Consider the following 14,477-nt stretch of genomic DNA (forward strand, 5'->3'; position numbering starts at 1 on the left):
TTAATCGACCAGCAACTGAACAAATTCGTCTTTAGTAATATTTGCAAAATAATCCCCGATTGCGACTGGTGCTAAGACTTGCTTGATTGCTTCTTGTTCATATTGACAGCCAATCAATAAGTTCGCTATTTCCTGCGTATCTTTTTGACTAAAGTAATCCCCATAAATTGTGAGTGCTGTGATTCGGTCTTTTTCCACAGAAATATTCGCTTCGATTAGTCCGCCTTTAAACTTCTCTTCTCGTTTGATCGTATAGTTAGGTTCTTCACCAAATACCCAAGCATCATTGGCATAAATATCTGCGACCAGTTGATCGATCGCCAATTCATCCACTTTGGTCAAATGATATTCCTGTGTTTTGATGGATTCCATCGTCTTAGCCTTAAATAAATGCAATAATAAACGATCTCGAAACGCTTCAGTGGTAATATTTTGATATTCTTTCGCTAAATATGGCTTAAGATTGGTCACACGACTTCTAACTGATTTTGTGCCTTTTGAGGCTAATTTTTTTTCAGAAACAGTTAAAACTCGACTGACTTCCTCCAAATCAACATCTAGCATCAGGGTACCATGGGAATACATTTTTTTATTTTTTGTATACATAGCATTTCCAGAGAATTTTTTCCCATCGATCATTAAATCATTGCGACCACTGACCTCAGCCCCTGTTGCTCCCATTTCATGTAAAGCATCAATGATTGGCTGGGTAAAAAGCTTAAAATTACCGAAAGAAGCATGGTCAGCATTCACAACAAAACTAAAGCTCAGATTTCCTAAATCATCATAGACTGCTCCGCCACCAGATAATCTTCGCGTAATCGTGACTTGATGCTCTTTGGCATACTTTAGATCAACTTCCGCGCGCACATTCTGATTGCGCCCGACGATAACACAAGGTTTTTGGATATAAAATAAGACAAGTGGTTCATCAAATGTTCGCTGATTCAACAAATATTGCTCCGTTGCTAAATTTCGACGAATATCGTGAGAGGGCATAATAACATAATACATTTTATTCCTCTTTTCTTAATTGTATAGCTTTCCTATAAAAGTGCTTTCAATCGAAAAGCTAAAAAATTTCTGATTATTCCAACAATAGGTTTAGTCTAGCATTCCTAATTATAATATTACACATATTTGCTCAAAAAAGCTTTATATTGTGAGGAAAATCGATATTTTATATAACAGAAATTTTCATTTAGAACAGATTTTGGTACACATGCACTAGTAAAAAGTCGAAAGAGCTCGAAACAAAACTAAAAATCAGTTTTGCTTCGAGCTCTACTTCAGAAGAAACAGTGGTAAAAAATCAGTGCTTTTTTGGCGCTCTATTTTCAGTAGGTAATGTCACTATTTCTTACACTTCTGGTTTTGTTGTCGCTTGAGATCACTAAAGTATTAGACAATAAAATGAGGATGCTTTTTAATATACGCTTGGTACCAATCAAAGGATTTTTTCTTTTTCCTTTCCAACGTCCCTGTCTGGTCGTCATTTTTATCCACATAAATAAAACCATAGCGTTTTTTCATTTCACCAGTCGTTGCGCTAACTAAGTCGATCGGTCCCCACATCAGATAACCAAAGCAATCAACATAGTCTTCTACAATGGCTTTTTCCATTTGTTCTAAGTGTTTTTGGACATATTCGATCCGATAGTCATCTTGAATTGAACCATCTGCTTCCAATTGATCTACTGCACCTAAGCCATTTTCAGTAATGATAATTGGTAGTCCGTAACGTCTATACACATAGTTTAATAAATACCGCAACCCAGTTGGATCGATTGCCCAGCCCCATTTGCTTTGCTCTAAATACGGATTTTGGACGCCGCCGAATAACGTTTCTTCATTGTCCTCATCCCCTTCGTAATGTGCCACACTAGAAGAATAATAGTTCAAACCAATAAAATCTAACTTTCCTTCTTTAAAAGCTTCCTGATCGGCTTTTGAGACCTCTAAATTGATCCCTTGAGCTTGATATTCTTTAAATTTGTATTCTGGAAACTTGCCCATACACATGGCATCAATTTGGTAAAATTCGCGGTCAGTTTCTTTCAATGAATTCATCACATTTTGCGGATCACAGTTTAACGGATAAGCTGGTGTCAAACCAAATACACAGCCAACTTGATTGGTTGGATCGACCATACGTGCTAATTTGACAGCTTTCACGCTAGCTAAAGTCATATTATAGCTGATCGTTGCTAGCGTCTGTTTTTTATCGTTCATTTCTGTATATTTCAAGCCAGCAATAATGTAGGTGAAAATATCTGAGGCTTCGGTTTGTGGATCGATATGATTCATTTCATTAAAGGTTACCCAGTAATGTACTTTGCCTTTCAGCGCTTCAAACATTGTTTGACAGTACTTTAAATAAAAATCGATCACTTTGGAATTCGTCCATGAACCATATTCTCTCACCAAATGAATAGGCATTTCAAAATGATATAAGGTCACGATCGGTTCAATCTTATGCTTCACCAATTCGTCAACAACATTCTGATAAAACTGGATCCCTAATTGGTTTGGCTGTTCTTCATCACCCATAGGATAGATTCGTGACCAATCAATAGAAATGCGTAATGCTTTAAAGCCCATTTCTGCAAACAATGCAATATCTTCTTTGTAGCGGTGATAAAAATCAATCCCCTCGTGAGAAGGATAATAGTTATCTGCTTCGATCGTCTGACAGATTTCACGCGGTGTTTCATAGGTTCCTTGGGTAACAAGGTCCATGATTGCAACACCTTTGCCATCTTGATCCCAAGCTCCTTCACATTGGTGAGCCGCAATACTGCCGCCCCATAAAAATTCATTATTTTTCATTTAAAAATCCCCTTGATCCTTTAGTAAAAAACGTCTACTTGATTCTTATTATACTAGAAAGCGAAACGTAAAGAAGCACTTCTTTTTCTAGTAACTCATTTATAAAATAACTGTTAAACACTCATCCTGAGCCTCTAAATCTTCTTTCACTGCTGGAATCACATCTAGATAATCCATCGTATTTGTCACGACCACGATTACCGTTGGGTCATACCCATCTTTTTGAATTCCTGCAAAATCAACAGTTGACAACAATTGTCCTTGTTTCACTTTGTCCCCTTGTTCTACGATCGTGTCAAAGTACTGACCATCCAGCTCCACCGTATCAATCCCAATATGAATCAGCACTTCGACTCCTTGTTCTGTTTTAATACCAATTGCGTGTTTGGTCGGAAAAACAGCTGACACTTCACCCGATACTGGCGCAACGATTTTATCATCTGCTGGTATGATCCCCAAACCTTTGCCTAACGCACCGGTCGAAAATGCTTGGTCATTGATTTCAGTTAAAGAAATAGCTTTCCCTTCAACTACTGATGCTAATGGAACCTTCTTTAATTCAATGTTTTTTTCAACTGTCGTCCCTTCTAACTCTTCTTTAACGACGACTTCTTTTTCCTCTTGTGGAATCCCTAAAATATAAGCCGAAACCGCAGCTGCAATAAAACCAATTACAACGCTAATAATCATGAAAACTAAGTTAGAAAAATCTTGATTATCCGCATAAGAAGGTAATCCCATCAATCCCCAAACGATCGAGTAGGTTTTAACATTCATCAGTCCTGCAAACAAGCCACCGATTCCCCCACCAATCATCACTGCAACAAATGGTCTTCTATACTTGATAAACACACCATAAATCGCGGGTTCTGTTACCCCCATCAAAGCACTAAAACTAACTGTTCCAAACAATTGTTTTTGTTTAGAATCTTTCGCTCTTAAGAAATATCCTAGCATTGCACCAGATACCGCTAAATCAGAAATAGTTGCCGCTGCTAAAAAGATTGGATCATAGCCCATTTTATTCACAAAGTTCAACGCTAACGGCATCATGAAATTCCCTGCACCCAACATAATCAAGAATGGCTGAAACGCAGCATACAGCATCACAACGATCCAGCTACCAAATGTATTATGCAGCACTTCAAAGAACCAGCCGATACCGTCGCCGATCCAAATGCCGATCGGGCCAAAAATCAATAACGTCACAGGTAAACAAATCACCATGATCAACAACGGATTTAAAAAATATTGTAAAAATTTAGGCACATATTTCTTTAATAAAACTGTTAATTGCCCCATAAACCAAACGGCCAAAATAATTGGAATAAATGAGTTTGCATACGCCATTTGCGGCAGTTGAATTCCAAAAATACTTAGTCCAGCTACGTCATTGATCGAACTTGAAACAAGTGTTGCAGCTAGTGCCACAGCTAAATACGGACTTGCTTTCAAACGCTTTGCACAAGACATCGCGATGAAAATTGGTAAAAAGAAGAAGACGGCTGAACGAATCGAATCCAATAATTGATACGTTGGGCTGTCAGCTGAAATCAGTCCTGTGATTGAAAATAAGGATAAAAAGCCAGCTAACAATCCAGAAGCAATAATCGGTTCGATCACCGGTGTCATCGTTTCAGAAAGTAGATCCATGGCAGCTTTGAATGGATTTTTCTTTTCTTTTTCTTCCGTTTCTTCATCTGTATTAGATGCTAATCCGAGCATATTGATCAATTCTGCATGCACTTCACTAACATGAGTGCCAATGATGACTTGATATGCCACATTATTTGAAACAACATCGATTACACCATCGACGACTTTCAGTTCTTCGGTATTCGCTTTTGAGCGATCGTTCAACGTAAAACGTAAGCGAGTCATACAGTGAACGACTGCTTGGATATTTTCTTTTCCGCCTACCAAGCGGATGATTTCTTCATTGAATGATTGATATTTCATTGTCTTATGTCCTCTCTTTTTGACTCCGATTCGTCACTCGGTGAATATGGAGCATAAGATAGGTTTCTTCGTCGATCGTTAGATCACAGGCATACTTTTGCTTAATATAGACTCTGATTTTCTGCACACATTCAAATGAACTGGCATACATCAATTTAATTTGCTCATTTAAAATCGTGTCACTTTCTTCATAACTATTTTTAGTCATGATTCGTTGAATAAAATATTGCAGATGGGTCATCAGTCTCATATAATTTATAGAGCCTTCATCTAATTTGAGTTGAAAATGATACTGAATGATCGATAAGATATCTCTTAAACTTTCCATTGAGCGGATCGTTTCGTCCAGATTATTCTTATCCTCCTGCAGATTGACGAAGTGCAATGCGATTGAAACGGCTTCATCTTCTGGAAATGTTAGTTGAAATTGTTCATTGATCAAATTCAATGCATACATGCCAATGTCAAAATGCTGCGGATAAAATTTCTTTACTTCCCAAGTCAATGGGCTGCGAATAAATTGTCCTTTGGCTGCACGTTTCAATGCAAATTCAATATGATCCAGTAAGGTCAAACTTAGATAATCATTTGATTTTTCACCCAACTTTTCTTCCCCGTAAGCAATGATCTGATTGATTAAAGTAATATGACTGGCATCAGAATGAGACAACAAATAACTAAAATGCTCCAGCATATCGTTTGAATCCAAAACATAGGTCTTTTCGATTTCATTGTCATAGATCACCTGACCAACTTTTTTTCTAAATGCCAGACCTTTCGCATAGACAATGACCTCACTGTCTCCACGATTTACGATTGCTACGTTGTTGTTTAAAATTTGACTTACTTTCACTTTTTTACTCCTTTCCAGAAAAAAAACTCAAACTACCCAGGAAAGGACATTCCTAGGTAATTTGAGTTCTGCCTGCATTATTCAGTAACATACTCTATAAAATGACTACATCGCCATTAACGTTTTTTTTCTTGTTTTTAGTATAATGCATTTGATTTTAATATGCAACGCTTTCATTGGATTTACACTCAGAATTCAACGTTTACTTTAAATCTGCACCATTTGTTTCAATCACTTTTTTATACCAATAGAACGAATCTTTACGTGAACGCTCTAAGGTCCCTTGACCTTCATCATCTAAATCAACGTAGATAAATCCGTAACGTTTGGACATTTCACTTGTACTTGCACTAACTAGATCGATACAGCCCCACGGTGTAAAGCCCATCAAATCAACACCTTCATCAATCGCTTGTTCCATTTGCTCGATATGACTTCTTAGATAATCAATGCGGTAACTATCGTGAATGCTGCCATCTGCTTCTACTACATCTTTAGCACCTAAACCATTCTCCACGATAAACAAAGGCACTTGATAACGATCATATAATTTATGCAATGTCACACGAAGTCCCACTGGATCGATTTGCCAGCCCCATTCACTTGCTTCTAGGTATGGATTTTTCTTAGAACCAAGCAGATTACCTCCTGTTGTATCGCCATCTTTTTTGTGAGAAGCGATACTGCTCATGTAATAACTGAATGACATGAAATCAACCGTACCTTCACGTAGAATTTGCTCATCGTTTGCTTCTTTTTTGATCGTAATATTGTGGTCACGGAAGAATTTGTTCATGTAACTTGGGTAGTAACCACGAATTTGAACATCTGAATAGAACAAGTTACTGTGATCGCTGTTCACACTTTCCATGACATCTAATGGATTACATGTTTCTGGATAAGCTTCCATTCTAGCTAACATACAGCCAATTTGTGCATCTGGGATAATTTCATGACAGGCTTTAACTGCTAAAGCACTTGCGATAAATTGATGATGTGCCGCTTGATATTGCGCTTGCAGCATATTTTTCTCCCCATCTGCTAAAATACCACCGCTTAAATAACCTGTCATTCCGATAATATTGATCTCATTAAAGGTCAACCAATACTTCACTTTACCTTTGTAACGATTGAATAACACACGAGCATAGCGTTCAAAAGCTTCGATCGTTTCACGACTTTCCCACCCATTTTGCTTAAACGCTAAGCCCAAAGGAAACTCATAGTGAGAAATTGTCACTAAAGGTTCAATATCATATTTCAAACATTCATCAAAAACCGCATCATAAAAAGCTAAACCTGCTTCATTAGGCTCTAAATCGTCTCCATTCGGGAAAATACGTGGCCAAGAAATTGACAAGCGGAATGTTTTAAAACCCATTTCGGCAAACAAGGCGATGTCTTCTTTATAGCGATGATAAAAATCGATCCCGTGACGTTTAGGATAAACGCCTTCTTTGTCATTCATTGCAAATTCAACATCTGCTTTTGTTGTAGGTCTTAACAACTCGGCCATACTGATTCCATTTGCTTTGATAAATCGTGCTGTATCAGCTGTTGACCAGCCCTTACCGTCTTCTAAAAATGCGCCTTCAAATTGATTGGCCGCTGTTGCGCCGCCCCATAAAAAATTTTGTGGAAATCCACTCATCTTTTTCCATCCTCTCGGTCATTGATTTAGTGTATAATTGACTTAATACATCTATCTTAGCATGAGTAACGGAAAAGTTATTTTTTTGTTTCGCGTGTTATTTTCATTATTTCGCTTCATTTTCATGATTATGAAAATGAAAGACTGCAAAGGAGTTTTTGGATGCTTGATCTATTTGATTTTCTTCATTATCTGAACACAAATAAGCGTGATGCAACCTATTCACGAATCATCATTTATCTTTTTACACATCTGAAGGAAATCCGGACACTGACCATTACAGAAATTGCGGAACGTTGTTTCGTTTCACCAGCTACTTTAACCCGTTTTTGTCGACACTTTGGTATTTCTACTTTTGCTTCTTTACGGGATTCTTTAGTTTCATTAGGAGCGATGAAAAAGCATAGTGGATTACGTATGAAAGAACAAGAATTGCTAGAATTGAAAAATGATCCTAAAGGTTACCTCACTTCTTATGGAGCAGAGATCACCACTGCCATAAATGATGTTTTACAAACAATCGATATCCAACAAGTTGATCAACTATTAGCTGATATTCATCAAGCCGAAGAAATCGTCCTGATCGGTTACAGCGCTACCTTAGACTTGGCAAAAGATCTACAGACTGCTTTTTTACTAAGTCAAAAATTAGTTTTTGTAGGGGAAACAGAAGAAACACAGCAAGCCTTTGTGGAGGAACTCTCTGAAAAATCAATCGTGATCGTGATTTCCTCATACGGCTCTTTACTTAACAGAAGCAGTGAGCTAATGCGAAAAATCAGTGACAGCCCAGCAAAGTCGATTTTTTTGACCCAACATACACAAAACACCTTGACGAATCAATTTGACCTAGCTATTAATGTAACAACCACAAACTATGTACGGATCGGCAATTATCCGTTGACCTTCTTTTTGGATTATTTGGTGCGACGCTATGCAAGTTTGTATGTTAGCTAGATGAGCTGACTTCATTTTGGTATTAATACACGTAAAAAACACAATGATGTTAAAAAACTAGCTGAACGGATTAGCTTCTCGGAAAAAAGATAAAATATGTATGTGAAAAAGAGCTTCACATACATATTCCCCTATTTTTCATTCGAAACTAAACGAGCCAGCTACGCTTTTAAATTTAGGAGGAAAATATGGCATTGTTTGATTTTTTAAAAAAAGAAGAACCACAAAAAGGCGTCAATTTAGATGCTGAAGTAGCAAAGATCGTAGCAATTTATGAGACATATCCAGAGTTTCCGGTAATGTCGCCGGATCGAAATGTTGATGAATGGGTAGCATCGATCGCTAATGGAACTGGTAAAATCGTTCCAAAAGAAAGTATGATCCGAAATGAGGATGGCTTACTGCCAGGAGAAGTGCTTTTGCTTGATTGGGTTAATGAAAAAGATTCCACCACTGGAGTTTTTCCAGAATTCTTTGAAATGGAGCTTGGGATCGATCCTGTAGCCAGTACCAATGAGTTATTATTTGCTGATTATCTGGATATTTTAAACGATGCTTCCGTTGTCGATTACTGGTCTTTAAGTCAATTGAATGAGGTCTTTGAAGATAACGGACTGAATAAATGCAGGACTAAAGAAGAAGCAATCAAATTGCTGAAGAAGGAATTCACTACTGATTATATCGTCAACATGGTCGATCCTGGTATTTATGTTTTGATGGATAAAGGACAAGTGATCGTTGATAAATATGCGGAGTTTATTCATGACTATTTAGATACACCTCCAGAATAAAAAAAGGAAGCTGTGATTGGGATATAACTCTACGAGTTACAACCCAATCACTTAGCATCCGAATAAACGTTGGAAGCAGAAGTAACCCCTTCGGAAGTAAGCACTTCTGTCCCATCCTCAGCTTTCTTTTATTTTCTAGCCAACTAGTTCCCAAGGTCCCCATTGTTCTGTTCCAGGTACATTTCCTTGCGTCCACCATTTTGCTTTGTATGTTTTGCCTTGATACGTCACAACATCGCCACCATTATATGCTTTTGCTGCATCCCATGCGTTGGTTACAGGAGGTGTTGTACTTTCTTTTGTTTTCACTGCAAGAGCATTACTATCTGCTGAAAGATTTCCAGCAGCATCATAGGCCTTTACTGTATAACTATAGGTTGTATTAGCGGTTAAATTTGTGTCTGTATAACTTGTTTCAGCAACCGTTCCAACCAATGCGCCATCTCGATATACTTTATAACCAGCGAGTTTTACATTGTCTGTAGAAGCCGACCAGCTTAAGACAGCACTATTTTCGGTAACCGTTCCAGCAACCAGATTCACTGGCGTTGTCGGAGGCGTTGTGTCTGTCGGATCTGGATTAACTGCACCTCCGCCATAAACAGTTTGTTTGCTAAGTTCAGCACCGTTTTTGGCAATACGTTGTGTCAACGCGATGCTAGTGAGCCGATTGACGTCAACTGCAGCAGCACTGGATTTTAGTCTAAAGGTATAGCTTGAACCTTGTGGAATTTGTTGTGCATCATAAACCGAAGACAAATCTACGACTACATTGCCATTTTCTATTGTCACCGTTCCTGCTTTGTAATCGCCTGCTGATAACGTTTCTGCTGCATTGACAGGGATATATAATTTTGGTAGTTTCACTGTTTCAAAAGCAGATTCCACAGCTTTTAAAACGTCCCCAGCTTCATTAGATGTCTCATTGTTTTTAACTGTGATTTCATATCCTGCGCCATTTTCGTTGTATGGTGCAATAGTCGCTTTAACATTTAAATCAGCATAAATTGTTTTATTACCTGGCAATGCAGTTGCTCCAAATAGACCTGTTTTGATTGCTTTGGTCAATTCGTCACGCTTGGTTGTATCTGTCGCTTTGTCTTGAGACTGCATCCATGAAATCACGCCGCCTAATTGGTTATTTTTTACATATTCAGCTTTATAACCGATTGAGCGAGGATTATCATACGTATAAAATTCACCTGTTTTTTGATTGTACATATATGGCGCTTTTGCTACATCATCCCAATATTCTTTTAAGTCTGGTGATTTCACTTTAAGATCTGCGATATTACGGTACGGCCAAACACCACCGGCGCGACCACCATCACCTGATTTTAATGGATTTTTATTATTAGCACCGTACGTTGGAGATAAATCAGCATCTTTGTTATTTTTTTCAGCCGCTTGGAATAATCCAGGATGCGCTGCATCTGTTCCAGCTGCTACTTTATTCCAACCACGCGTATAGAAGGCTGCTCCGATCACAATTTTACTTGATGGTGCCCCATTTGTTTGCAAATACTTGACTGTTTGATCAACAGAGAAGCCGCTAGCATAATTAGGATCCGCTGGATTGCCATAAAGCGCGCTATGATGAGCACTATTTGGAGTCCAAGCACCATTCATGTCATAGGTCATCACATTGGCAAAATCGATTACTTTAAATAATTGTGCAACATCCACACCATTTTTCAAGGTATTTTGTGAAGCAGGTAAAGCAACAGAAAGTTCATAGGTTTTCCCTAAATCTTTTCCTTGTTTATCGATAGCAGTCCGAATATCTTGTAAGAGTGTAATAAAATTTTGTTTGTCGGCAGGTTTTGCATGAGGCGTGCCTTCATCATTAGTATTATCGACTTTATCTGGTTCGCGAACAGATGCAGGATATTCCCAATCTAAGTCAACAAAATCCATGTTGGTATATTTAATGAACTTAGCAATATTACTGACAAAATTTGCTCTAATGGATGGATTTGCTGCAACATCAGAGAAATCGCCTGATTTAGACCAGCCACCGATCGAAATACCGATTTTCAAATTGGGATTTTTAGCACGGATGTCTTGGATTGCATTTAGAACACCTGCACTAGCACTATTCCATTGAACACCCTCTTGCCCAACAGGTGCGCCAACTGCTGCATCTTTATCTGTAAACTTCAAATTCCCACTACTGTCAAAATCTAAAAAGGCATAATTTAAATGAGTTAATTGATCCGCTGGAATATCTTTAGGATAAAAATTGTCTTCTCCACCCCAGATCGACCAATCACCATAATACATAACATTACGGTATTGGGAAGGTTCTGCGGCCTCCACAGTTTTATTTAGTGACAATGCAGATAAAGTTAAAACCAAACTAGAAGCAATAAGGACTAGAGCAGATAGAACGTTAACATTTTTTCTAAACACTTTTTTCAAATTTTCCACCTCGTTTAAGTTTTAGTTGTGCAGTAATGACCGATAAATCTTACGTTTCTGATTTTGAGTATCCCCTCCTGCTATTCTACTGATTCTCATCATAAGAATATAACATTTAGTTTGAAAGCGCTAACGATATACACTTTGAAATGATATATTTTTATTAATAAAAATATATTGCATAAAAAGACAGTAAAAAAGGGGTGAAATAAGCAAAAAATCTATCTTACTCCACACCCTAAACTAGATAAACGGAAATCCTATTAGCAACTAGGGAACATATACCCCTTCGAACGGACAGTTCGAATATATTTTGACTTGAAAGAATCATCATTTAGTTTTTTTCTCAAATGAAAAACTAAATTGGCAACGCGATATTTTTTATCTCCCTCTTCTTCTCCCCAGACATTCTCATACAATTCTTCGTAGGTAACAGCTTCGCCTTTTCGCTTAAGCAATAATTCTAGTGTTCTAAATTCTAGCCTCGTCAAGGTTACTTCATCTTTTCCATCAATCTTTACAGAAGAATTTCCAGAAATCAAGCGAATGTCAAAAGCGTTTGCTCCCTCTTCCGAACGGCTAGTAAATCCGATAGACTCTTGCGACTCTTGTCCACCGGCTCTTCTTTCAAGAGTCTTCATAATATAGAGTGAGAATTCCTCTAGATCGTTTTCATTGTCAAAAGTTCCATCTGCTCCAAGTTGAAGATGGATAATCCTATTTATTTTTGTTGCTTCTTTGGATAAAATCCAGATGAAACAATTTGATAAACTTCTGGTTTTAATGATCGCTTCGTATGTTTGACCGATATTTTCAATTGCTGACTCCATGATAAATACAGCATGAATTCCAGATATTTCTTTCATCAATTCGTCTAAATCCATCTGGCGGATCACATATTTTTTTTCTTTTAAAGCTGTTATGTATGCAGAATTACTATTTTTATCATTGTTGACGATTGCTATGTTAAACATTTTACATTCCCTCATTTATATTTTTTTGATTATTTCAGATCTATCACTTTATTTTTCCGTAATATTCACATTTTTTTTCCTTCCTAAAAACTAGTATAAGCAAAAACATCACTTTTTTATTATTAAATTCGAGTGTAAATTTAATGTTTTTTTGATAAAAAGGGATTAAACTGCGCTTTTATTCCAGATCAATTTCATTTTATTTTTCGTATAAATAAAAAAAGGAAACAAAAAATAATTGTTTCCCTCTTAATAATATCTGTTTGCGCTATACTCTGTTATGTCCTACTTATCCAATATATTTTTAAATACGATAATCTCTAGCCACAGCATACATTTCCGATATTATTCCATTTGTTCCGTACTTCACACCAAAACTTTTCCCAAAAAGGCGCTTTTCCTTCGCTTCATCCAAATTTCTATAGAGGATTATTTCCTGATTTTCTAGCGATTCCTTGGCCTTTGTTTCTTCTTCAAATTTTTTCACGACTTTATCTTGATCGGTTAAATCTAACCAACTGCTCATATTTTTTAAGGTAGCAATGACATCTTGTCCATGGAAAACTCCTTCGTCCGGTGCGTTGTAAATAACCAATTTTTCACTGGATAGTTTGACTTTCTTTTGAATTGGAATATAGTTATACGTCAATTTTATTTCTCCATACGACAAATACTTTCCAGCTTTACTTTTATATTTTACAAAGCATGAAAACTCCAATGTATTCTCAGAGGTAAATAAACTATAGGAGTCAGGTTCTTTTTCGCTTCCTTCAACTGCCAGATCTTTTGTAATTAATTTCTTAGCAGAATCGATATTCTCAGGTATTGTCACTTCAAATTTTTTTTCCATAAGTTCTTGCGCTTCTTGTTCTGAAATATTTCCATATTCAAAATCGCCAAAAGGTGTCTTACGATCTCCCCACCAAGCAAATTTTTGCTCACTTTTATCCAGTTTATGATTTGCAGTGGATGCTGGTTGTTGTTCTGCGCTTCCATTACAGGCTGTTAAAAACACTAATGGCAACAATACTAAGACAATCTTTGCTTGTTTCATACTAAACCTGCTTTCTATTTATTTTTTAATTGGCATAATAATCTCTGTTTTTCCTTTAAATTGCTCCTTATCAAACGAAAAAGTAATATCTGACAACGATTGATCATTTAGCTGATAAACCACTGCACTTTCTATAGAATCATTCTTTCCAATCAGCTGCTTGCCATTGTCTAATAAATAGGATAAATCTTCTGCTTGTGTATGTTCTGCTATCGGACTTTTATTCACTATTGTCCCATCTTGTTCCACGGTTACTAACGTCTCCCATAGATTTGCAGAAACCTTGATATCACTTTTATTTTTAAAAACGTAACGCACGATCAAAAGATTTTGCTGATTATTTTCAGAAATAATTTTGTAACCTGTTAAATCAAAAACATATGAATCATTTTCAATTTTGTGTATTTTCTCTGAAGCTTGTTCTGATGTCGTTGTTTGCTCTGTTATACTTTCTACTGTTAACGTCTCGACCGATTGATCAAAGACTGTTCTTTTGTTTTCTTGATTATCTTGCGGTGTATAAAAAATATACTCGACTAAATGCTGTTTTTGAAGAATATAATAGGCTGATACCCAGACTGGGTTTTGCTTAAATACATATTTAAAAGAGAAACGTAGTGCTGCTTGGTCGTCTAATTTTATATTTTCCAAAGAAGTAGGATCAACACCAAAAGATTCTTTGACTAATTTTTTTGCTTCTTTTTCTAACGTGTTTTCTTTAAGACCTGCTCTATCGCGCACACGAATAAACATATAAGCATTACTAGTTGTATCTTCTGCACCAAAAACTGCGGCTTCATTATATTGCTCTTGATAATCCTCTTGTCCCTTCCAACCAGCTGGCAGATTAAAGGAATATTCTACACCTTCTTTTGAAAAGTATTCTTTTTCTTCAGATAACTTTGGATGCACACAACTAGTCAAAAAAAATAGTAGTGTACAGAAAATGACTCCTTTCAATTGCTTCATGTGACTTCTCCTTTGTCTC

The 14,477-nt window shown here is 36.9% G+C and carries 11 protein-coding genes; 2 read left to right on the forward strand and 9 right to left on the reverse strand.

Going from position 1 to position 14,477, the window contains the following annotated elements:
• The 5 genes from lplA to RV15_RS07585 form a co-directional block, all read right to left on the reverse strand.
• Entirely contained in the window at positions 1-1,014 is a 1,014-nt protein-coding gene (gene lplA / locus RV15_RS07565; RefSeq protein ID WP_071877452.1) for a lipoate--protein ligase, read from the reverse strand.
• 387 nt (positions 1,015-1,401) lie between these two features.
• Positions 1,402-2,829 (reverse strand): family 1 glycosylhydrolase, encoded by a 1,428-nt coding sequence (locus tag RV15_RS07570; protein WP_071877453.1) that lies wholly within the window; start codon positions 2,827-2,829, stop codon positions 1,402-1,404.
• A gap of 99 nt (positions 2,830-2,928) precedes the next feature.
• On the reverse strand, positions 2,929-4,788 hold the full coding sequence (locus tag RV15_RS07575; protein WP_071877454.1) for a beta-glucoside-specific PTS transporter subunit IIABC: 1,860 nt from the start codon (positions 4,786-4,788) through the stop codon (positions 2,929-2,931).
• 4 nt (positions 4,789-4,792) lie between these two features.
• A complete protein-coding gene (locus RV15_RS07580) occupies positions 4,793-5,641 on the reverse strand; it encodes a PRD domain-containing protein (protein WP_071877455.1) in 849 nt (282 codons plus the stop codon).
• A gap of 202 nt (positions 5,642-5,843) precedes the next feature.
• On the reverse strand, positions 5,844-7,292 hold the full coding sequence (locus RV15_RS07585; RefSeq protein ID WP_071877456.1) for a glycoside hydrolase family 1 protein: 1,449 nt from the start codon (positions 7,290-7,292) through the stop codon (positions 5,844-5,846).
• A 162-nt stretch (positions 7,293-7,454) separates the two neighbouring features.
• Between RV15_RS07585 and RV15_RS07590 the strand changes: the two genes are divergently transcribed.
• Both RV15_RS07590 and RV15_RS07595 read left to right on the forward strand, forming a co-directional pair.
• Positions 7,455-8,249: a MurR/RpiR family transcriptional regulator gene (locus tag RV15_RS07590; protein WP_071877457.1), complete on the forward strand. Its 795-nt coding sequence runs from the start codon at positions 7,455-7,457 to the stop codon at positions 8,247-8,249.
• 188 nt (positions 8,250-8,437) lie between these two features.
• A complete protein-coding gene (locus RV15_RS07595; protein ID WP_071877458.1) occupies positions 8,438-9,040 on the forward strand; it encodes a hypothetical protein in 603 nt (200 codons plus the stop codon).
• Between the two features lie 135 nt (positions 9,041-9,175).
• Here RV15_RS07595 and RV15_RS07600 read toward each other — a convergent pair whose 3' ends face one another.
• The 4 genes from RV15_RS07600 to RV15_RS07615 all read right to left on the reverse strand — a co-directional run bounded on the left by RV15_RS07600 (position 9,176) and on the right by RV15_RS07615 (position 14,458).
• Positions 9,176-11,461: a glycosyl hydrolase family 18 protein gene (locus RV15_RS07600; protein WP_071877459.1), complete on the reverse strand. Its 2,286-nt coding sequence runs from the start codon at positions 11,459-11,461 to the stop codon at positions 9,176-9,178.
• Between the two features lie 263 nt (positions 11,462-11,724).
• Positions 11,725-12,435, reverse strand: coding sequence for a winged helix-turn-helix domain-containing protein (locus RV15_RS07605; RefSeq protein WP_071877460.1), 711 nt, complete (start codon positions 12,433-12,435; stop codon positions 11,725-11,727).
• Between the two features lie 304 nt (positions 12,436-12,739).
• Complete coding sequence (locus RV15_RS07610; RefSeq protein ID WP_071877461.1) at positions 12,740-13,489, reverse strand: hypothetical protein; 750 nt, start codon at positions 13,487-13,489, stop codon at positions 12,740-12,742.
• An 18-nt stretch (positions 13,490-13,507) separates the two neighbouring features.
• Entirely contained in the window at positions 13,508-14,458 is a 951-nt protein-coding gene (locus RV15_RS07615) for a DUF5067 domain-containing protein (protein WP_071877462.1), read from the reverse strand.
• Between the last annotated feature and the right edge of the window lie 19 nt (positions 14,459-14,477).

Origin of the sequence: Enterococcus silesiacus (genome assembly GCF_001886225.1) — a bacterium.
GTDB classification, from domain to species: Bacteria; Bacillota; Bacilli; order Lactobacillales; family Enterococcaceae; genus Enterococcus_L; species Enterococcus_L silesiacus.